Origin of the sequence: Paenibacillus sp. RC21, assembly GCF_044907935.1 — a bacterium.
Taxonomy (GTDB): Bacteria; Bacillota; Bacilli; order Paenibacillales; family Paenibacillaceae; genus Paenibacillus; species Paenibacillus terrae_A.
The window spans coordinates 392,195-412,696 of sequence record NZ_JBIYCS010000004.1; the positions used below are offsets into that span (position 1 = coordinate 392,195).

Below are 20,502 nucleotides of genomic sequence, written 5' to 3' on the forward strand. Positions count from 1 at the left end.
TTGTTATATATGAAGGAGGGACGCATGATGAAAAGGAACCATACGATGATGCAGTTTTTCGAGTGGAACGTCGAGGCTGACGGCTCCCACTGGAAGAAACTTGCCCGCCTGGCACCGGAATTGAAGGCCAAAGGAATTGACGCGATATGGATTCCACCTGTCACCAAGGGCCAATCCCCCGAGGATACGGGATACGGCGTCTATGACCTTTACGATCTGGGTGAGTTTGATCAAAAAGGTGCGGTGCGCACCAAATACGGTACAAGGGAAAATCTGCTGGAGGCTATTGCTGCCTGCGTTTGCCACGGTGTAGCCGTCTATGTCGATCTGGTCATGAACCATAAAGCTGGCGCGGATGAAACCGAAGTATTCAAGGTCGTCGAGGTCAACCCGGATAACCGCAATGAGGTCATTTCCGAGCCGTTCGATATCGAAGGCTGGACTAAATTTACGTTCCCCGGTCGTCAGGGTCAGTATTCCACATTTCAATGGAATTTTGAGCATTTTAACGGAACAGATTACGATGCAAGTCAGGACCGAACGGGAATTTATCGTATTTTAGGCAAAAACAAAAGCTGGAGCGAGCATGTAGATGATGAATTCGGTAATTATGATTATTTGATGTTCGCCAATATTGACTATAATCATCAGGAAGTGCGCAAGGAAATGATCCGCTGGGGCAAATGGCTGGTGGATACCCTGCAATGCAACGGGTTTCGGCTGGACGCAATCAAGCATATCAATCATGAATTTGTACGGGAGTTCGCGACGGAAATGATCAAAAAGCGCGGACAGGACTTTTATATGGTCGGCGAGTTTTGGAAACCCGATCTGGAATCATGTCAAAAATTTCTGGACACCATTGATTATAAAATCGACCTGTTTGACGTATCCCTCCACTACAAACTACATAGCGCTTCCTTGGGTGGAAAGGATTTCGATTTAAGCACCATTTTCGAGGATACGCTAGTCCAGACTCATCCCCTGAACTCCGTTACTTTTGTCGATAATCATGATTCCCAGCCCCATGAAGCTCTGGAATCGTGGGTAGAGGACTGGTTTAAGCCCAGCGCCTACGCGCTCATCTTGCTGCGCAAGGACGGTTACCCCTGCGTATTCTACGGCGATTACTATGGCATTCAAGGGCAAACGCCCGTGAAAGGCAAACAGGCCGAGCTGGATCCGCTCCTGTACGCCCGATATCATAAAGCCTATGGTGAGCAAAAGGATTATTTGGATGATCCCCATACGATTGGATGGGTTCGTCAGGGCGTGCCTGAACTGAAGGGCTCCGGCTGTGCCGTGGTAGTCACCAACGCCGACAACGGAGAGAAGCGTATGTTTGTGGGAAAACACCGCGCAGGAGAGCATTGGACCGATCTGACGGGCCGTCACGACCATATCGTACAGATTGAACAGGATGGCTACGGCGTATTCCCGGTTCGTGCTGGCAGTGTATCGGTGTGGGCGCTTCCCGCCGAGGATGACAGCCCGGAAGCAGACGACGACGTGGACGCTTAACTTATACCCAACCCAAAGAGGACAGGATGCGAGGATGCGCCCTGTCCTCTTTTTTTATCGAAAATCACTCCGTCACCTTGCTTTGGTTAGCCACAACCTGTTTTTTCGCCTCCACATGACTCGGATCACCAAGATAGAAGCGCCGAATGGGATCTATATGCTCGTCCAGCTCATATACCAGCGGAATGCCAGTCGGAATATTCAAATCCAGCAGTGCGGTTTCGTCCAAATTCTCCATGTACTTGATCAATGCCCGCAGGGTGTTGCCATGCGCGGAAATAATGACCCGTTCCTTTTTTTGCACCAAGGGCACAATCCGCTGCTTCCAAAACTCACCGACCCGATGCACGGTATCCTCCAAACTTTCCCCAAGCGGCAGCTCTTCCGGCTTAATGTTACGGTATCGTTCCTCCCTGTGAGGACTGCGTTCATCCTGTTCATCCAGCATGGGAGGCCGTACCGTCAGGCTGCGCCGCCAGATATGAACCTGCTCCTCGCCGTATTGGACGGCAGAATCCAGCTTGCTGAGTCCCTGAAGAGCACCATAATGGCGTTCGTTCAGTTTCCACGACTTCTGCACGGGTATCCACAAATGATCCAGCTCGTCCAAAATGTGATACAGCGTACGAATGGATCGTTTTAGCACCGAAGCGAACGCCAGATCAAACGTATACCCGGCCTCCTTGAGAATACGGCCCGCCTCTATAGCTTCATGGGTTCCCTGCTCGGTCAGGTCGACATCCGTCCAGCCTGTAAACAGATTTTGGCGGTTATATACGCTTTCTCCATGCCTCACCAGCACCACTTGATACATAGGCCCCACTCCTTTACTTACTGTCGTTATGTTTTACCTAACTTCTATGTATTTAACGTAAAATGCAGTTTTTAAACAGGTTCTTTTACTACTCGCAAAAATAGGAGGTTTCTCCATAGCCTGATCACACAAATTTGTGTGCTTTTTTTGGATAGTTTTTGTGGACAGGATTTTGCAAAATTCGATTCCAGTCGCTCCGAAGTGCAATATATAGACGAACTAGACCATCTCGATCTATATATTGTTCATTGGAAGTCGCTTATTTGATTTTTGCAAACTCCTCGGGAATGAAATACTTAAAAAATGGAACAGCAACTCAGAGTTAAAAACAAAAACAAACAACTTTGACCGATGACGAGAGCAGCTCGCAGCAGAACTTCTTTAAATCAGCTTCATCCAGAACCATTTCCCAGAGATCATCCGAGGCTTTACGGCACGTGCAGGCAGGCAAGGTACCAGTTAACCAGCGGAAACATGAACAGCCTGGTCAGAACCCTTGCGCGGTTCAATTCCGTAGCGTGCCTCATTAAGATATTGGAAGTTGATTAATCAAGGCTTTTCTATCCTTATCTTGGAAAGAGGGGATCACTTTTATTAACTCAATAAGGAAATTTATGACTGGTTTAGAGTAAAAACAAAATTTGAAAAAGAGAGTAGGTTTTGTATATGAAGAACATTAAAAAGGCTTCTTTGCTTTCGGTCTTGTCTTTAGCTGTTGCAATTCCATTAACTGCTTCTGCAGCAGCTACGACTGATGTGAATGCGCCAAAAGTGGGGGATCACGTCATTACTCCTCAGGCCACTAATAAGGTACTAGCTAAGTCTCTTGGGAATACTGACATGTCAGAGCGTTTCTACATTGATCCGGGATATGGATATGCTAGAGTGTTTGTGTCAAATGACGGGAGTGCCCCAATTAATATAACAGTAACTCAGGGATCAGCTAGTGGTCCAGTTAAGATGAGTGGAAAAGTACAGCCGGGTAAAACATTTGATGAAATTAACGGAAGCGCTTGGTCTACTGGTAATTTCTATCTTAACCTTACTTCACCCGGAGGTATTATGAAGGGCGGATGTTTCATTGGGCATCCGATTCTGTACTGAATGTTTCCAGGCCATGAAAAACGGTGAGAACATGGGCAAGCGTACCGCTTGGGACAATTAGCATTGAGAAAGTGAGCAAACGCCAGCTTCTTGTGGTTTAATCGTTCATTTTCCGGTTTCTACCGATTTTTGCTCTTTGACGGTCATTTTCAGTAATCAGTAAAATGATCTTGTCATTCCTCTCTAGTAACTAAGTACAAATGCTTTTATGCAACAGCACAGCGTTTTGCATCCCGCTTACGGGAATAGGTCTTATTGCTGTTTCTTTTTCGGGTTTTAAATAAGCGCCTGTGTTCATTTGGTGCACATAAAGTATATAAAGCTTAATATAAAAGTCAGATATCGGTATTCTCATGCTGATAACCGTAATACATAGACAGATAAGTCGCTCAATGATGAGTGGCTTTTTTTATTGCCTTTTGAAAGGTTGAATAGGTTTTGAAGAAAGCAGCTCATACGCAGCCATGAGGTCATTCACTTCCTCCAAGGTCAATTTATTATTCTGTCCACTCTCTCCTAAATGATATATCCACCGACAACCATAGCCTTTTCTGAGTCTGTTCCATCAGATATCACACTTTGCAGTTAATAAAAAACAAATTTTATATTTTATTACATAGGAATGTATTTTTATTTTTTTCTCAAATAATTCATTTTATAGAATAATTATGAGCGTTATGTGGGATTGGGAAGAGGAATATTTTTGCATACAAAGGATGTGGCTTCTAAGGTTTCTGACTGAACATAGTGGTGATGTAACTTCTTAGTCTGATACATACGATTGTACTGATTAATTAGTTCGTCCAAAATCATAGCCTGCTCAAGTACGCAAGCATGTCCAAAACCATACTGTTCATAAAGATCATGCAATCGTTGACGTGCGCTTTCCAACTGTTGATTTATCGTTAAAGTTTCATCTATGTTCATGCCTTCAACCTCCTAATGAATTTCATTTTAGAGGATAATGAACAAATACAGCATGATCATTTTTTAGCCAAAAAGCTACAAAAAAAAGACCAGCCAAAGGCTGGCCTATGGTAATAAATCGATACTTGCTTAAAATGTCCCAATGTGTCCTTGAACTTGGATTGTGCTTGAGCTTGGGATTCCGATTGGAACTGGTAGTGCGAATACCAGTAAAAAGCTAATCGCTACAAATAGCAAAGCCGTCTTTTCGATCATTTCTTTCCCACATGTTGTACCGAACTAGTATTCCAGGTTCAGCATTTGCTCTGAAACGCTCAAACAAACCAACACAATTAGCAATAAGAAGTGCATGTTTAAGAGTAATGGCTTTTTCAAAAGCATCTATTAAACATTTGAAACCATATGAGTATCTGCCTCTATTCAGGTTGTACTTGGCTAACTTATACCAGAATCGTACATTTTCTTCGAGTATAACTTGCCGCTCTGCTAATGTACTCGTATAAGCTTGGTTTCGATAAGCTGCAATTTGGGGTTCAAAGTGCTGAAGAATATGATCAATGTCGATGTCGTATCGATTAGCTACTTCTATGACGTTTAAAAGTTCAGCAAAAATATGTTTTTCGCCTAATATGTGCTCAACGTAATCCGGTAGAACGCTAATATCTCCAGACATAAGCCTGTTTACGTAAGTATTAATTTTAGCCCATTGCTGAAATTGGTTTTTCCAATAAAGTGATTCATCGTCATTCTCTTTTACCCAACTTAGATCAGCATAACCTTGAATATGTTCTATTGCCTGTTTATGGTTTCCTTTCGCATCACAAGCATGTGCGCACATCAGTTCAGCGTAGGCTATGTATGCAAACAGTGGTCCAGAACGCAGTTTAGTTTTCGGCCTAGTTTCTTTTTTAGAGTTATGAGCCAAATTGTACTGAATCTGTCCTAATTTATACATTTGGCATGTTTGCAACAACGGAACAGCTGACAAAGTATCACAATATCTTACAGGGAGTGCATTCACATGAGAAAAACATTAGTAGTTACATTTATGCGGATGACATTTTTTAGTATTTTGAATCCGGTTTCTTTTCCTTCTTCAAATTCAACCATTGTTCCTTTCAATCACGGTGTTAACAGGTAACTGCAAAGGCCACTTGCATCAGCAGGTGGCCCTCAGCCGTCCTCTTCTCCTTATCCTGCACCTATCTGCACATGAAGTGAAACTATTCATGAATCGCAGACACTTAGTCTCTCTTACTGAATTTGGACAACAGCTCCAAAATCCGCACATACAGCCACACTAAAGTCACCAGCAATGCAAACGCGCCATACCACTCCATATATTTCGGTGCGCCTTGATCCGCTTGCTCCTCGATGAAATTAAAATCCAGCAGCAGATTCAAAGCCGCTATCACAACGATAAACAGACTGATACCGATACCAAGCCAGCCTGTCTCATGAATATACGGAACATTCATCCCGAAAAAGTTCAAAATAAAGTCGACCAGCGTCACCAGGAAAATCGCCAACGTACACAAGACAACGAAGGAGATAAAGCCCCGGGTAACCTTAATGATCCGCTGTGTATACATAAAGAGCATCAAAAACAAAATGCCCACCGTCAGCAAAATCGCATTCGCCACGATGCCGGGATAGTCATATTCCATAAAAGCTGAAATTCCGCCTAAAGCAAAACCGCTCAGAATCGCGTAAACAGGCGATAGAAACGGGGCCGATTTGGGAAAAAAGGATATAGCCAGCGCTACTCCGACCATGCCAAGTGAGCCTGCGGTGATCAAGGATAATACCTCTACTGTACCTTGGTAGGTCATATACCAGGTGATACTGCCCGCGATAATCAGCAGAACCAGCAGGAGCAGCGTTTTGTTAATCGTGCCCCCGATGGTCATGCGTTGTTCGCTAGCTTCTCTTTCATCTTCACGCACGAAGATGTCATCACGTAAAACCGGATTGCTAAAGCTCATAAAGGGGATGCTCCTTTTCGATGTGTATTTACTATGCCATATGTATATATCGGCACAACCTAAAAAAAGTTTCAGAAAATTTTCAAAGCAAAAAGCTCTAGCTCACCTTACGGCAAACTAGAGCTAGAGGAACAGATCGTTACAGCTTAAAAATCAGCTGTCGCAATCTGGATCGTACCCGTAGCTGCTCCAGCTGCGGTAGTCTGAAGAGCGGCTACCAGTAGTAAAGCAACAGCCAACGTGAGACTGTTAGTTGGAGGGATAACATAAGTGATCACGGGTGCGTTGACACGAGTAACGACAAGATTGATCGGAGCCGGACCGTTATTATTAACGGTAATTGTAGCATTCGCGCCACCGTTCAGGTTTTCAAAGTATGATTTACCAATATTAGCAGCGAGAGAATAGAATTGCTGAGGTAATAGAATCGCCATAGGATTCACCTCCCTTGCGCTTGATAGTGTATTCTATGCTTCCAATCTATGAACGCAACGTCAACTGACTCAGCAATAATACACAAATTAACAGACTCATAGATTAGAGTCCCTATACACAGGCCAAAAAAGGGTTGCCTTCTCAGATCCTTTGCAGAACCTGATCGACAACCCCTTCTTAAATAAACGAAGAAATAACCCACATCATATATCGTTAAATGTTCTTCATTTTAACTCTACTGCACATGAATACTCACTTCCTGCGGACTAAAACGAGATGGCGCGGAAACCTTCACGCGGATATTGCCAGCCTCACCCTTCGTACGAATCCAGAACGCAATACGCCCACCAATTAGCGATAGGCTGGACGGACCGATTAATTCACCCGCTCCCTCGACCTCCACGGAAACCGGATCAGCATAGAACGGCAAGACGTTGCCGTATTCATCCAGAGCATCCACTACAACTCGCGTGACATCCCAATCTCCCGCTTCCAGCACTGTATCGTCGGCAGCTACACGCAGCTCCGTGGGTACGGGATTACGGGAATAGCGTCTGCGAACGACCTCTTGACCGTCCACGTACCCGATGAACACGGCATCTTCCCACTTCATGCCCCAGTGGCCTGTCAGCTCGTCGATGACGACGGGAGGATTCGGAAGCGCCGGATACTTTTCCTGGTTTGGACGATAGACGCCCTTGCGCTCGTCACCATAAATGAATTCCACCTCATCACAATTGGTGAACACAACCAGCGGCACAACGCCCCCGATGTTCCGTTCGCCACGTGACCAGTAAGTGACTGGCTCCAAAATGACTTCCTGCTCGACCCGCTTCTGACTGCGATACACGTTCGCTGCGAATTTGGGCAGGCGGAACATATCCATGACACCGTGGTAGCAGATTTTATCGCCAGAACCAAAATCCGCGTGGGTATTGTAGTCAAAAGCGCACCAGCCAATCGCACCAGCAATACCTTCATCGGCATAGGAGGCGTTCTGGACCCGCGTATGGCGCAGCGCGTGCTCCATTACCCGTTCCTCCTGATCAAAACGTTTGGTCGGATACATATGCCCGTTATATTCCGTCACCAGATAAGGGACTGGGTGATCCAGCTTCGTGACGAGGGAAGGCTGACGCAAGCCTGTCGTTTCGCCATCTACGCCTTCTGTATCGTCGTACGTATCGAAATTGCGAATTTCCTTCGCCAAATATTTTTTATGCCCACCGTCATGAACAAAATCGTTCATCGTATACACATCTTCCAGCAGCTCGCTGCCTACAATATAGCGCACGCCGCCAGTCGCACGAGTCGGATCAAGCTTGCGTGCAAGCTCATTAGTACGTGCGTACAGCTCATGATCATCCTGCGATTCATTAATCCGCACGCCCCAGATCACAATAGACGGATGATTACGATCACGGATAATCATGTCCTCTACATCCTTTACCGCCTGTTCCTTCCACGCTTCGCCGCCGATATGCTGCCAGCCCGGAATTTCCTCAAAAACGAGCAATCCGATCTCATCGCAACGGTCCAGGAAATGACGGGACTGCGGGTAATGCGATGTCCGCACCATATTCAGGCCCAATTCCTCTTTGAGTACATCGGCATCACGGCGCTGCGCTCTTTTCGGCATGGCATAGCCGACATACGGGTAAGACTGATGGCGGTTCAAGCCGAGCAGCTTGATCTTTCGCCCGTTCAGGTAAAATCCATCCGGCTGGAATTCGGCTTCGCGGAAGCCAAAGCGCACATTCAGCCGATCCAGCTCTTCCCCGTCTCTTAGCAGCGTCAGCTCTGCTTCATACAGCTTGGGATCATCTATATCCCAAAGCTGCAGGCCGCCCAGCTCGTTCAGTTCCAGCGTCACCTCCGCTGCCGCCACTGCTGTCGGCCCGGTCTCCGCCTTCACGTTCGCTCCGTCCAGCAGTCGCAGGGCAACCGTCAAATCGTTCTCCTGATCACCAATCCCCTCCAGCTCCAAGACCACGCGTACCGCCTTGCTTGCCGCAAGCGGCTCCGGTGTTTGGAGGAATACCGTGCCGAGATGCACAGGCTCGACAACTCGCAGCTGCACCTCGCGGTAAATACCACCGTAGGTCAGATAGTCAATAACTGCCCCAAAAGGAGGGATGTCATCCCGTTCCGTGGAATCGACAATGACCGTTAGCACGTTGGAGCCGCCATATTCCGCAAGTCCGGTCAATTCAATACTGAACGGCGTGTAGCCACCTTTATGCTCCCCCGCTTTTACCCCATTCAGATATATCTCCGCATAAGTCATGACCCCTTCAAAATCGACGTACACCCGTTTCCCCTTGGCATCCGTCGGAATGTCCAACTCCCTTTTATACGTGGAAACAAACTGAAACGCCTTGTCGTCAAAATAGTTATACGGCAGCTCTACATTGGTGTGTGGCAGCAGAATGGGCTCATACCGACTCGCATCAATTCCTGCGCTTATTTCGCTCTCAACATATTCAGGACGGTAAAACCACTGGTCATTCAACGGCAAAATGGTACGCATGGGCAGTCACCTCAACCTTTTATTTTCCAATCTGATACCATAGTAAAATATTCAAGTAAAAATAACGAGTAAAACTTAGTAAAATAAATATATTTTTAATGTAAGCATTTACAAAGTATTTGTCAATTCCGTTTTTTTCATCTGTCCATACAAAAAAACAGCCCCGGCATCCGGAGCTGTGAAGATCATGAAATACACAATGGAGCACATTTCTATATCGAAGCCGTAAACGGCGACGCACTGCTGTTACGAATCATCAGCTCGGTCGGAATGGTGACCTTGCGACCGACCTCATTTGGACCGTTGCGCACCGTATGCAGCAAGAGCTGAACGCCCGTTTCTCCCATCAATTCGGTATACGTCTTGACCGTCGTCAGCGACGGTGTCAAATATTCCGCTGTCGGAATATCATTGAAGCCGACGATTGAAATACGTTCAGGGACAGCAATTTGGTGCTGCTCCAGCGCCTTTAATACGCCAATCGCCACCGAATCGCTCGCAACAAAGAAGGCTGTAGGCAGGTTCCCTGGCCCCGCCAGAATGGCCGCTTCCATCGCACGAAAGCCGTCTGCCGCCGTTCCGCCGCACACATGAACGTCGTTCGACGTGCATAGCCCATGCTGCCCTTTATACCGCAAAAAGGTCTCATAGCGGGCATCCATCTCCGCCTGATCGGAATCATGGGCCTGCTCATCCTTACCCATGCCCACATAACCGATGTGGCGATGGCCCGCGTCCATCAAATAATCCAGCGCGTCCGCCGCAGCACGAGCGAGGTCAATGACGACATAGTCCGCCCCCGTACGCTCTACCGGGTGATCCAGAAAAACACAAGGAACAGGAAGCTCCAGCATACGCTCCACTTCCTTGCTGCTAAAGTGCCCGAGAACGATCAGCCCGTGCAGCTCTTCGGACAGTGTCTTTAGTGCGGACAGGTCTTCCCGCCGAAAAATGCGCTCCAATTGCGCTCCGCTCTGGCGGCATTCCTTTTCCACGCCGAATCGGATGGACAGATAATACGGGTCCTCCAGTTCCTGATACGCGCTAAACCAATGAACCATACCGAGCCGGATCGGCCCCTCGGCCTTTTTACGAGGCTGACGCCCGATACCGCCATTTTTACGTTTAACAGTCGTATATTTCATCCGTTCGGCAACTTCAAAAATTTTACGCCGCGTTTCCTCTGACACTGACAATGTTTCATCATAATTCAATACCCGAGAGACTGTTGATATGGAAACTTCCGCCTCCTGAGCAATATCTTTTAACGTAGGCATTGCATACTCCTTTGATGGTTTTACTCCATTTTTACGTTCTTTTACTGTTATCTTACTCGTCGTCTCTGTACAACACAAGCTGTCGTTTTAGAAGGTTAAGCCAAATTTTTCATATAACAAGTCCAATCATGATAAAATATGGTTCATATCAGAAATGACACCAAGGAGGATATACGTATGAAACAGGAACTGATTGAACGCCTGACCACTTATGTTCAGGTAGATACCCAAGCCGATGAAAGCAGCAATACTTGCCCAACCACGCCCGGACAGCTCACACTGGGCAACCTGCTGGTCAACGAACTGAAAGCCATTGGTATGGCGGACATAACTATGGACGACAACGGTTATGTCATGGCAACCCTTCCTTCCAATACGGATAAAGAAGTTCCGGTTATCGGCTTTTTGGCCCATCTCGATACCGCTACCGAAATGACTGGCGCAGGGGTAAAGCCTCAATTGATTGAAAACTATGATGGGGGCGACATTACGCTGAATACGTCGCTGGGTGTGACACTCTCTCCGCGCGAGTTTCCCGAGCTGCCTCAATATAAAGGTCACACCCTGATCACAACGGACGGTACCACATTGCTTGGTGCAGATAACAAAGCCGGGATCGCAGAAATTATGACAGCCATACATTATCTGCTGGATCACCCGAAGATCCAGCACGGCAAGATTCGCGTCGCATTTACACCGGACGAGGAGATTGGAAGAGGACCGGAACGGTTTGATGTAGCTGCTTTTGGTGCTGAATATGCGTATACAGTGGATGGTGGACCGCTTGGAGAACTGGAATATGAAAGCTTCAACGCCGCAGCCGCCCATATTACTATTCATGGCGTTAATGTCCATCCTGGTACAGCCAAAAACAAAATGATTAACGCCGTCAAAATTGCCATGGAGCTGAACGGACGATTGCCGGCGAATGAAGCTCCGGAATACACGGACGGATACGATGGCTTTTATCATTTGCTGGAATTTGAGGGTACGGTAGAACAAGCCAAACTGTACTATATCATCCGTGATTTTGATCGTGAAAGCTTTGAAAACCGGAAGGCTTACTTAACGAACGTGGTGAAAGAGCTGCAAGCCGCATATGGAGAAAACCGTATCGTTCTGGAGCTGAGAGATCAGTATTACAACATGAAGGAGAAAATCGAGCCCGTCAAGCACATCGTGGATGTTGCCCATGAAGCGATGACAAAGCTGGGCATTGATCCGATCATCAAGCCGATTCGCGGCGGTACAGATGGTTCACAGCTGTCCTATATGGGACTGCCTACACCGAATATTTTTACAGGTGGGGAGAACTACCACGGCAAATTCGAGTATGTCTCTGTGGACAACATGGTGCTTGCAACCAAGGTCATTGTCGAAATCGTACAATTATTCGAACAGCGCGGCGAGTGATCCGAATACAAGAAGCTTTTGCATCATTATAAAACGAAAAGGCATATCGTTTCCTGACTGGAAGCGGTGTGCCTTTTTTCTGAAACTCTCATACCCGTTGAATTTTTCATTACATTTATAACTTTTATCACTCTAAAGACCGATAATGAATACATAACTATAAAATATATATTTAGTAAAGAAAGGTAGGTAATATATTTGAATACAGTAGATGCATTAATTGCATCCATTCCCTACATACAACAGATTATGCGTGAGAAGGTAACCCTTTGCCTCTTTGACCGTACTCATGTACTGGCTTATAGCGAGTCGGAGGGGATGGAGCTCGGCTTTGAAGTCGGCTCAGAGCTGCTCAAGGGCTACCAAAATTTTTCCATGCTTAAAAATGGGCGTGAGCCCAGCCTGACCCACGTTCCTGCTGAACTGCTGGGGTATCCTCTTGATATGGTCAGTATTCCTGTGTTTGACGAAAATGGCGAGGTCGTTGCAGCATTTGCTGCTTCCTATAATTTGACTAACAAGAATCAGTTGGATCAAATCGTCACTGAGAACCTTTCCATCACCGAGCATCTCATTGACATGGTGCAGCATGTAGCAGCGCATTCCGAGGAGCTACAGGCTACCAGTGAGCAGATTTTGAAGAATACCCAAATTGCCGTACAAAACTCGGGTAAAATCAATCAGGTCGCTGTATTCATCAAAGAAATCTCCGACCAAACCAACCTGCTTGGATTAAATGCTGCCATTGAAGCGGCACGTGTCGGAGAAGCAGGAGCAGGCTTTGGTATCGTCGCTCAAGAAGTGCGTAAACTCTCGGTAGAATCCAAAAAAGCGACAGTTGACATTGAAGCGGCTCTCAAGGATGTACAAAACTCCGTTCGTCAGATGGAAGAGGAAATTGAGCAAATTGTTGCTTCTTCGCAGGAGCAAGCGACGCTCGTAAACTCTTTTACCGAAATAATGGAGCGTATGCAACAAGCGAGTGAAACGATGCAGCATCTGGCGAAGAACTTGACTTCCTATATCGTAAAATAACATAGTTTACACATGAGGAGTTTGCAAAATCCTGACATGAAAAAGGGAGCCACTTATCGCATCATTTCACATGCGTTAAAGTACGCTCCCTTTATTTACAAAATCCCTGCTGGGACTTATCAATCCAATCAAGTTTAAACAGTAACAGAGAACACCCCATGATTGGCAGGATTCACGGGGTCTAGCTCACCCAGTACAGTTCCCGCCGGAATCACAATACTAAGAAACACCAAGACCATAGTTACCGAGATTAAAGCCTTTTTCATTATGAAGCCCCCTTAATAAAATGGTTTGATATTGCTCTTGCTGTGACGATGTTGCCAAATCTCGATAAGCCTCAAACAGAGCGACCAGTGTCCTGAAATCGGCATCTGCTTCTACACTAACAGAGAATTGCAGAGAAGCAAGGACATAATTTAACGCAACCGTGTACTGCTCCTGTTTGAAATAATAAATGGCTAATTGGTTAACCAGCTTTAAATAATATACGCGGTTTCCTCTATCTTCATAACCTTCAAATATCTCAATATCGTGGGCAAAATCATTCAGCAGATCGTCAATATTCCAATTATTCAAATTAGCTGCTTCGGCAATACCGACCAATCCTGGAAGCAGTTCCTCATCATTGGCGTGAAGAAATTGAACATATTCGGTCAGAAGCTCCCGTTTTCCCGAAAGCAATTCAATCGTGTACAGGTTGGCCTTGGCGAGAAAACGAAATCTTTCCACTTCTTCATGGCCGCTCTCATCCAGCCCCATAAACCAACCCATTTCGCCGTACTTCATAATATATTCTCTGGCTTCTTGATACTTACCCTTATTCTGAAAATAAATAGATTTAGCCAAATAACTGTATGCATAATAAAATACCAATGGATGTTTGGTATTCAATATCTCGTGCTTGCCGTCCGCAGCATTTCTCAGTTGGATGTGATACAGGCTTTCAGCCAAAGCATGCAGATAGTCTGCAACCTTGTTCGCTTCATCCCAATCGTTATGTGTGTAGCTGATTCTAAACAACTCACAAGCCTTGTCGAGTTCGTGGCTGTCCGACAACAAATAAATAGCTTCCCTTTGATTCAGGACCTCTTCCACTAAAACCCGCCTCCCTATCCTGAAAATGACGTTTACCCATGTATTCTCATCAGGAGCATCCGCGTTGTCATTCCTCTAGCATACCAGTATATTACAAATATAGACAAAAGCTAACTTGAAGTCAATTCAATCATAGATATGCAGTTTCTTTTGCAACCTAACATAGTCATGTATGGTTTATAGCCGATGAATAAATGAATCCTGCTATAGAAATAATCCATAACAAAGATGTGAATCAGGCCCTCCAAAGGAGGTCAAAAAGAAGTCATAGTATCGTCAGGGTAACTACGTTACGAAATAGTGCGTACTTTTCAATCGGATACCGGGGGCTTACAATCAAACCTGTGCATGAAACCAAAGTATTCACAGCACTCAACAGAGCATGTACCTGTTCATCCAATACAAATTCACTAAAGGAGTGAAGTTAATAACATGGAACTTCAATTGGCTTTAGACTTAGTAGATATCCCGCAAGGCATTGCATTGGTAAAAGAAGTAGAATCGTATATTGATATCGTAGAAATCGGTACGCCGATTGTCATTAATGAAGGACTTCATGCGGTAAAAGCAATGAAAGAAGCATTCCCGAATCTGAAAGTGCTGGCTGACCTGAAAGTTATGGATGCAGGCGGTTACGAAGTGATGAAAGCTTCCGAAGCTGGCGCAGATATCGTTACGATTCTGGCTGTAGCTGAAGATGCAACGATCAAAGGTGCGGTAGAAGAAGCGAAAAAACAAGGCGGCAAAAAAATCCTGGTGGACATGATCGGTGTTAAAAACCTGGAGCAACGCGCGAAAGAAATCGACGCTCTCGGCGTAGACTACATCTGCGTGCATACAGGCTACGATCTGCAAGCTGAAGGACAAAGCCCGTTCGAAGCACTGCAAACGGTTAAAAAAGTCGTGAAAAACTCCAAAACAGCGGTTGCTGGCGGCATTAAGCTGAGCACACTGGCTGAGGTAGTTAAGGCTCAACCGGATCTGGTTATTGTGGGCGGCGGGATCACTGGCGAGGACGACAAAAAAGCCGTTGCTTCCCAAATGCAGCAGCTCATTAAACAAGGTTAATTCCAATGGAAACCTCTCAATATTTATCCGAGGTGCTCAAGGAGCTGCAATGGGTTCCACAGCTAGTCAGTGATGAGGAATCAGAGCAACTGATCCAGTCCATTGCCTCAGCGAATAAGGTGTTTGTCGCAGGCGCAGGCCGTTCCGGGTTCATGATCCGTTCGCTGGCGATGCGGCTGATGCATATGGGTGTTCAGGCTTATGTGGTCGGGGAAACGGTAACTCCCGGCTTGGGCGAAGGCGACTTGCTGATTATCGGTTCAGGCTCTGGTGAAACCAAAAGTCTGACCTCGATGGCAGAAAAGGCGAAAAAGCTGGGGGCTTCTCTGGCACTTCTGACCACTTCCCCTGGATCGACCATTGGCAAGCTGGCTGATATTATCGTCAAGCTTCCAGGCGCACCCAAGGACCCATCCAACAAGGATTACCAAACCATTCAGCCCATGGGTTCACTATTTGAGCAAACCTTGCTGCTGTATGGCGATGCATTGGTGCTCAAAACGATGGAGCTACGCAAGCTGACTTCTGAATCTATGTTTGGTCAACACGCCAATCTGGAGTAGAGTCGCTATACTTTTACGATAACCAGGCAGGCCGTCTTTTACATGTCACATGAACATACGAAGACGGCCTGTTTTTCTGCGCTATAAAGTCGGAAGGTCCATCGCTTTACTATGCTGCTATTCGTTTCTCCCCGCAGGCAAGGGTGGTACTTTGGACGGGTCAACAAGCGCCCAATAGGCATATTTGGCCTTTAACCGTTCGTCGAACAGCAGCGGCTTATCCAGCCGGGCAATCGGGAACATACTGAGCCACGTATTTCCATCATCCGTACCCCAAATCGTCACATTACTGATATGCTCCTGCTGCCTTGAAAACATATCGAACAACGCCCGATAGCGGTAAGCCTGCCGGATCAGCATGGCTTCAGGTATCGTTTCGTAGCGATCTGTATCATTAGAATACAGGCCCATATCCAGCTCCGTAATCTGATTATCCAGGCCGAGCGAAGCAAACTTTTCAATGGACTGCTCAATCTCGCCAACAGCAGGAAACTCCAGTCGGATATGTGATTGGTGACCTACGCCATCGATCGGTACACCTTTAGCGAGCAAATCACGCACTAAATTGTATAGAAAATCCCGTTTCTTCGGTTCATGCGTGTTGTAATCGTTAATGAACAGTCGGGCGTTCGGACCTGCCGCTTCCCTCGTGACACGGAATGCTTTGTCAATATAATCCGTGCCGGTAATCTGATACCACTTGCTGCGGCGCATACCGTCCGGCTGGTCGGGATCAATGACTTCATTCACCACATCCCAGTCGGTGATTGCATTTTTATAACGGGCTGCAACAGCACGAATATGCGTCTCCAGCCGATCCAGCAAAAGCTTTTTATTTTCCGCGGTCGGTGTCATCGGCTGTCCATTCTTATCCTTAAACATCCAGTCCCCGGTCTGGTTATGCCACACCAGTGTATGGAAACGGATAGCAATCCCATGCTGCTGTGCAAATTGCACAATCCGGTCTGCTTCTTCCCAATGGAACTGTCCTTCGGACGGCTGCAAGGAGATCGGCTTCATCGCATTTCCGGCGGCGACGCTGTTAAAATGCTTCTGCACCAGTTCCCCGTAAGCCCCTTCTGTCTGGAAAGCTTCAATAGCCGTACCGAGGCTGAACTGTCCCTGATACAATCCATGCAAAGAGGGAATGTCCTTCTCAATAGCCAGCGGCGGCACAAGCGACAGCTCGAAATCATCCATGTAAAAGGAAGCCTTACCTTCTGCCGTTTCAAAATACATAGAGACGGTATCTGCCTCATGCGCGAGAGTATACGTTCCGGACAAATGCGTCCATCCCCCAGTTGTGATAGCCGTGTTGCCTACCACAGTTTCATACGTACTTTCACCTTGATGATCGCGCTGCACGCTGAGCCGCACCTTGGCAGGCTGCTGCTCGCTCGGTGCCAGCTTTACCCAAGCGCTGACCATGTAACGGCTGCCTTTTTGCACCGTAGCAGTCACGTCCAGCTTTGGCCCGGCATATGTTTGTTGTCTGCCTGTCGTCAACAGACTGTACGATCCGGTTCGTGCATCGACATTCGACACCTGCACCGTCTCGGTACCCATACGGGATACCCAGCCTTGAGCCGTACCATCTTCGAAACCGGATACGATACCACTTGTCGGCTCCGTTGGCGTTTCTGATACCTGCCTGATTTCCACCTCATCCAGATAATAGGCCTGCGCGGGATTCGAGCTTTCCACATACAGCTTCAATGCATCCATCCCCCCGGTGAACGTATATGTTCCTTGAAGTTTGACCCACGATGTATCCATCGTCTCCTTCTGCGCAATCGTTTTCCATGTCGTAGCCCCGCCTGTCGGCTGCTGCTCCATCGTAAACTTAATCAAGCTCGGCGTCGTAGAATTGCCGTCCAGCTTCACATAGCCGCTAATCTCATATTCCACACCCGGCTGCAACAGCGACTTCACAGCCAACTCCGCACCGTTCCAAACCTCCGTGCGAGCGGTTACCTTCAGGCTGTGTACGCTGCCATATGCAGCTTCTGAGACGGATGCGATTTGGGTATAAGTCCCTCGAGGCTTCCAGCCCTCACCGTTGCCTTGCTCAAATCCATACGTCCCGATGGTCTTATTCACACTTCCAGTCGGCAGAACCGTATCCGCAACTGGCGGGGAATGTTCCACAGTTGGGGTCGCCTCCGCTACAGACGGGCCCCACCACCCCACTGGCAATAACAGCACCCCGACCAGCACCAGACCAAAAGATTTGTACAAAAATGACCTCAACACAATCCCTCCCATGCCCATATTTTCAAAATATAAGAAAGTGAGTTTCACACATTTCCGGTCCTTGCTTATCCCTTGACACCACCCAAAGTCATACCCTTCACAAAATATTTTTGCAAAAAAGGGTAAACTAAAATAATAGGCACAGACGCCACAATCGTCATCGTGGCACGAATGGAAGTAGGAGTGACCGACTTCGCCAGATTTTCCGAGCCTGCGAATTGGCTGGCATAATCCTGAGCGTTCACGGACGTGTTGGAATTTTGCAATATTTTCATCAGCTCATACTGGAGGGTGCTCCACTGCTCATACGACGAATTGTACAAAAATACATCGAACCAGGAGTTCCATTGCGCCACCGCCGTGAACAGCGACACCGTTGCCAGCACCGGGACACACAGCGGCAAAACGATACGCATAAAAGTCGCAAATTCGCCCGCCCCATCTATACGCGCCGACTCCAAAATCCCTTCCGGTAAGCCTTCAATAAAGGAGCGAATCACAATCACATTGAACACCCCGATCAGCCCAGGCACGATATACACCCAGAAGCTTCCAAGCATCCCCAGCTCACGAATCAGGAGAAAGTTTGGAATCAATCCACCGTTAAAATACATCGTCAAAATAAAAGCAATCGAGACAAATTTGCGCAGCACATACTCCGGCCGACTGATCGTATACGCCACCATCGCACAACAAAACACCGAGGTCACCGTACCCGTCACCGTACGCAGCACAGAAATTAACGTGGCATGAAAAATCGTCGCTTCCTTGAATATAAATTCGTAATTACTCCACGTAAATTCACGCGGCCACAAATAAATACCACCCCGAATCGAATCATTCGCTTCATTCAGCGAAACCGCCAGCGTATTCAAAAATGGATACAGCGTGAACACCATCAGACATAGCATAAATACAATATTGCACGCATCAAACATCCGATCCGATGGCGCCCGAAACCGCCCATGCAACGCTTTTCCTTTGCCCATAACTCCCTCTCCTTTCTAAAAAATAGCTTAAGCACTCTAGTTCGATTAATTGTTATTGGAGCTGTTGGTACTGTTATTTGGAACGGTTATATGAGTAGTTAGATGTGTGGCAATTTGAGTGGATTATTGGGGATTATTATCTCTATTAGAAGTTGTAATTCAGTTCGTCCATAAGGCCTTGGTAAGGTCCGCGAAGCGGCCTGTTAAAAATCCACTGACCTGCACCTGTAATATGCATGAACACGCACCTTCTGTTATCACCACCACTAGCTCAGTCCTAAAAACAAGCGATAGCGAAGCTGAGCCATCCATCATGACGCAGTTACCCAAGGGAGCGCGAGCACGCGCCTTCCCTCAAGTTCTCCCCTGCCACCACTCTCAGTTCTTAAAAAAAGTGACTTTATGGCGGGTAGCAGCGGAGCGGGCAGAATTGTTCTGAAGAAGCGGCAGCGGTCGGAAGAACAATCTGCACGCGAAGCGACGATACACCCTCCCCATAACTCACTCTTTTCTCAGAACAACCTCTCCTCCCCTAACCGCTTCGCAATATGATTGGCGCTAAATAGTAAAATAAAGCTGACTACTGTTTTAAACATCCCGGCAGCAATCGAAAGCGAGAAGTTACCCATCTGAATACCATATTTCAGTACAAAAATATCCAGATTTTCCGAGTAATCCACGTTCATGCCGTTACCCAATAAATATTGCGGCTCAAAGCCCGATTCCAGCAGGTTGCCGATGTTCATAATGAGCAGGATGATGAACACAGGCTTTAATCCTGGCAAGGTCACATGCCAAATCCGCTGAAAACGCCCGGCTCCGTCCATCTCAGCCGCCTCATACTGTGACGGATCAATCATCGTCATCGCGGCCAAATAAATGATGGTGTTCCAGCCGACATTTTTCCATACTTCCGATGCACCGAGAATGCCCCAGAAATAGCTTCCCTCGCCCAGCCACAGGATAGGCTCCTTGATCAGCCCCAGCCACATCAGCACCTCATTGACAATGCCGCCATCCGCAGACAGCGCCGTACTGATAATGCTCGCCGCGACGACCCACGAAATAAAATGCGGCAAGTAGCTGACCGTCTGCACCACTCGCTTGAATACGATCTGACGAAGCTCATTCAGCAAAATTGCCAATATTATAGCAGTTACAAAGCCCAGCACCAGATTAATGAAGCTCATCGCCAGCGTATTGCGCATCACCCGCAGAAAGTGTTCATCCTGAAACAGAAAACGGAAATGCTTCAACCCAACCCACTGCTGATCGAGCAGCTTACGGGCAGGCTTAAAATCCTGAAAAGCAATCGTCCAGCCCCAGATAGGCAAATATTTGAAAATAAACAACCAGATTAAAAAAGGGATGGACATCCATACCAGTGCCCGCTGCTGGTTCAGCTTGTGCATAAATCCGCTAAAGCCAGTTCGCCGTGAGGGCGGCAAATGGCTCTGTGAGGTCGTGACAGGTGCCGTGTTGCCCATAGCTGC

General features: G+C 47.0%; 16 protein-coding genes and 1 pseudogene. 6 read left to right on the top strand and 11 right to left on the bottom strand.

The annotated features are described in order from the left end of the window. The first annotated feature begins 27 nt into the window (after positions 1-27). The gene (locus ABIA61_RS15370) at positions 28-1,521 is read left to right on the top strand and encodes an alpha-amylase (RefSeq protein ID WP_404520643.1); all 1,494 of its coding nucleotides are present in this window, start codon (positions 28-30) and stop codon (positions 1,519-1,521) included. A 64-nt stretch (positions 1,522-1,585) separates the two neighbouring features. Here ABIA61_RS15370 and gpmA read toward each other — a convergent pair whose 3' ends face one another. Beyond that, complete coding sequence (gene gpmA / locus ABIA61_RS15375; protein ID WP_283653765.1) at positions 1,586-2,335, bottom strand: 2,3-diphosphoglycerate-dependent phosphoglycerate mutase; 750 nt, start codon at positions 2,333-2,335, stop codon at positions 1,586-1,588. 666 nt (positions 2,336-3,001) lie between these two features. On the opposite strand from gpmA, the gene ABIA61_RS15380 reads away from it, so the two are divergent. Further along, a complete protein-coding gene (locus ABIA61_RS15380; RefSeq protein ID WP_283657438.1) occupies positions 3,002-3,439 on the top strand; it encodes a hypothetical protein in 438 nt (145 codons plus the stop codon). Positions 3,440-4,114: 675 nt separating this feature from the next. Here ABIA61_RS15380 and ABIA61_RS15385 read toward each other — a convergent pair. The 6 genes and pseudogenes from ABIA61_RS15385 to ABIA61_RS15410 all read right to left on the bottom strand — a co-directional run bounded on the left by ABIA61_RS15385 (position 4,115) and on the right by ABIA61_RS15410 (position 10,593). After that, on the bottom strand, positions 4,115-4,366 hold the full coding sequence (locus tag ABIA61_RS15385) for an aspartyl-phosphate phosphatase Spo0E family protein (RefSeq protein ID WP_283653767.1): 252 nt from the start codon (positions 4,364-4,366) through the stop codon (positions 4,115-4,117). Between the two features lie 217 nt (positions 4,367-4,583). Further along, positions 4,584-5,324 (bottom strand): annotated as a pseudogene (locus ABIA61_RS15390) (transcriptional regulator); the annotation flags it as partial. A 286-nt stretch (positions 5,325-5,610) separates the two neighbouring features. Then, positions 5,611-6,351, bottom strand: coding sequence for a Bax inhibitor-1/YccA family protein (locus tag ABIA61_RS15395; RefSeq protein WP_283653768.1), 741 nt, complete (start codon positions 6,349-6,351; stop codon positions 5,611-5,613). A 146-nt stretch (positions 6,352-6,497) separates the two neighbouring features. Then, positions 6,498-6,785: a hypothetical protein gene (locus ABIA61_RS15400; RefSeq protein WP_044644281.1), complete on the bottom strand. Its 288-nt coding sequence runs from the start codon at positions 6,783-6,785 to the stop codon at positions 6,498-6,500. A 236-nt stretch (positions 6,786-7,021) separates the two neighbouring features. Then, complete coding sequence (locus tag ABIA61_RS15405; protein WP_404520453.1) at positions 7,022-9,316, bottom strand: glycoside hydrolase family 2 protein; 2,295 nt, start codon at positions 9,314-9,316, stop codon at positions 7,022-7,024. 212 nt (positions 9,317-9,528) lie between these two features. Beyond that, positions 9,529-10,593: a LacI family DNA-binding transcriptional regulator gene (locus ABIA61_RS15410; protein WP_404520454.1), complete on the bottom strand. Its 1,065-nt coding sequence runs from the start codon at positions 10,591-10,593 to the stop codon at positions 9,529-9,531. Between the two features lie 177 nt (positions 10,594-10,770). On the opposite strand from ABIA61_RS15410, the gene pepT reads away from it, so the two are divergent. Together pepT and ABIA61_RS15420 are read left to right on the top strand one after the other, a co-directional pair. Further along, positions 10,771-12,006, top strand: coding sequence for a peptidase T (gene pepT, locus ABIA61_RS15415; protein ID WP_404520455.1), 1,236 nt, complete (start codon positions 10,771-10,773; stop codon positions 12,004-12,006). 198 nt (positions 12,007-12,204) lie between these two features. Further along, positions 12,205-13,041, top strand: coding sequence for a methyl-accepting chemotaxis protein (locus tag ABIA61_RS15420; protein WP_404520456.1), 837 nt, complete (start codon positions 12,205-12,207; stop codon positions 13,039-13,041). 219 nt (positions 13,042-13,260) lie between these two features. Here the strand turns inward: ABIA61_RS15420 and ABIA61_RS15425 are convergent, their stop codons facing one another. Next, entirely contained in the window at positions 13,261-14,136 is an 876-nt protein-coding gene (locus tag ABIA61_RS15425) for a DNA-binding protein (protein ID WP_404520457.1), read from the bottom strand. 432 nt (positions 14,137-14,568) lie between these two features. On the opposite strand from ABIA61_RS15425, the gene hxlA reads away from it, so the two are divergent. Both hxlA and hxlB read left to right on the top strand, forming a co-directional pair. After that, entirely contained in the window at positions 14,569-15,204 is a 636-nt protein-coding gene (gene hxlA, locus ABIA61_RS15430; protein ID WP_044644275.1) for a 3-hexulose-6-phosphate synthase, read from the top strand. A gap of 5 nt (positions 15,205-15,209) precedes the next feature. Continuing rightward, complete coding sequence (hxlB, locus tag ABIA61_RS15435) at positions 15,210-15,767, top strand: 6-phospho-3-hexuloisomerase (RefSeq protein ID WP_283653774.1); 558 nt, start codon at positions 15,210-15,212, stop codon at positions 15,765-15,767. A gap of 117 nt (positions 15,768-15,884) precedes the next feature. Here hxlB and ABIA61_RS15440 read toward each other — a convergent pair whose 3' ends face one another. From ABIA61_RS15440 to ABIA61_RS15450, 3 genes are all read right to left on the bottom strand, one after another. Beyond that, a complete protein-coding gene (locus ABIA61_RS15440) occupies positions 15,885-18,032 on the bottom strand; it encodes an endo-1,4-beta-xylanase (protein ID WP_283658044.1) in 2,148 nt (715 codons plus the stop codon). Between the two features lie 53 nt (positions 18,033-18,085). Continuing rightward, positions 18,086-19,009, bottom strand: a complete 924-nt coding sequence (locus tag ABIA61_RS15445; protein WP_283653776.1) for a carbohydrate ABC transporter permease — start codon at positions 19,007-19,009, stop codon at positions 18,086-18,088. A 512-nt stretch (positions 19,010-19,521) separates the two neighbouring features. Next, the gene (locus tag ABIA61_RS15450; protein WP_283653777.1) at positions 19,522-20,496 is read right to left on the bottom strand and encodes an ABC transporter permease; all 975 of its coding nucleotides are present in this window, start codon (positions 20,494-20,496) and stop codon (positions 19,522-19,524) included. Positions 20,497-20,502: the final 6 nt, after the last annotated feature.

Coding starts and splice junctions, on each gene's coding strand:
- ABIA61_RS15445 (WP_283653776.1), bottom strand. CDS start 19,009: ATGGGCAAAGGAAAAGCGTTGCATGGGCGGTTTCGGGCGCCATCGGAT.
- ABIA61_RS15405 (WP_404520453.1), bottom strand. CDS start 9,316: ATGCGTACCATTTTGCCGTTGAATGACCAGTGGTTTTACCGTCCTGAA.
- ABIA61_RS15410 (WP_404520454.1), bottom strand. CDS start 10,593: ATGCCTACGTTAAAAGATATTGCTCAGGAGGCGGAAGTTTCCATATCA.
- ABIA61_RS15400 (WP_044644281.1), bottom strand. CDS start 6,785: ATGGCGATTCTATTACCTCAGCAATTCTATTCTCTCGCTGCTAATATT.
- ABIA61_RS15395 (WP_283653768.1), bottom strand. CDS start 6,351: ATGAGCTTTAGCAATCCGGTTTTACGTGATGACATCTTCGTGCGTGAA.
- gpmA (WP_283653765.1), bottom strand. CDS start 2,335: ATGTATCAAGTGGTGCTGGTGAGGCATGGAGAAAGCGTATATAACCGC.
- ABIA61_RS15370 (WP_404520643.1), top strand. CDS start 28: ATGAAAAGGAACCATACGATGATGCAGTTTTTCGAGTGGAACGTCGAG.
- ABIA61_RS15380 (WP_283657438.1), top strand. CDS start 3,002: ATGAAGAACATTAAAAAGGCTTCTTTGCTTTCGGTCTTGTCTTTAGCT.
- ABIA61_RS15450 (WP_283653777.1), bottom strand. CDS start 20,496: ATGGGCAACACGGCACCTGTCACGACCTCACAGAGCCATTTGCCGCCC.
- ABIA61_RS15440 (WP_283658044.1), bottom strand. CDS start 18,032: ATGGGAGGGATTGTGTTGAGGTCATTTTTGTACAAATCTTTTGGTCTG.
- hxlB (WP_283653774.1), top strand. CDS start 15,210: ATGGAAACCTCTCAATATTTATCCGAGGTGCTCAAGGAGCTGCAATGG.
- ABIA61_RS15385 (WP_283653767.1), bottom strand. CDS start 4,366: ATGAACATAGATGAAACTTTAACGATAAATCAACAGTTGGAAAGCGCA.
- hxlA (WP_044644275.1), top strand. CDS start 14,569: ATGGAACTTCAATTGGCTTTAGACTTAGTAGATATCCCGCAAGGCATT.
- pepT (WP_404520455.1), top strand. CDS start 10,771: ATGAAACAGGAACTGATTGAACGCCTGACCACTTATGTTCAGGTAGAT.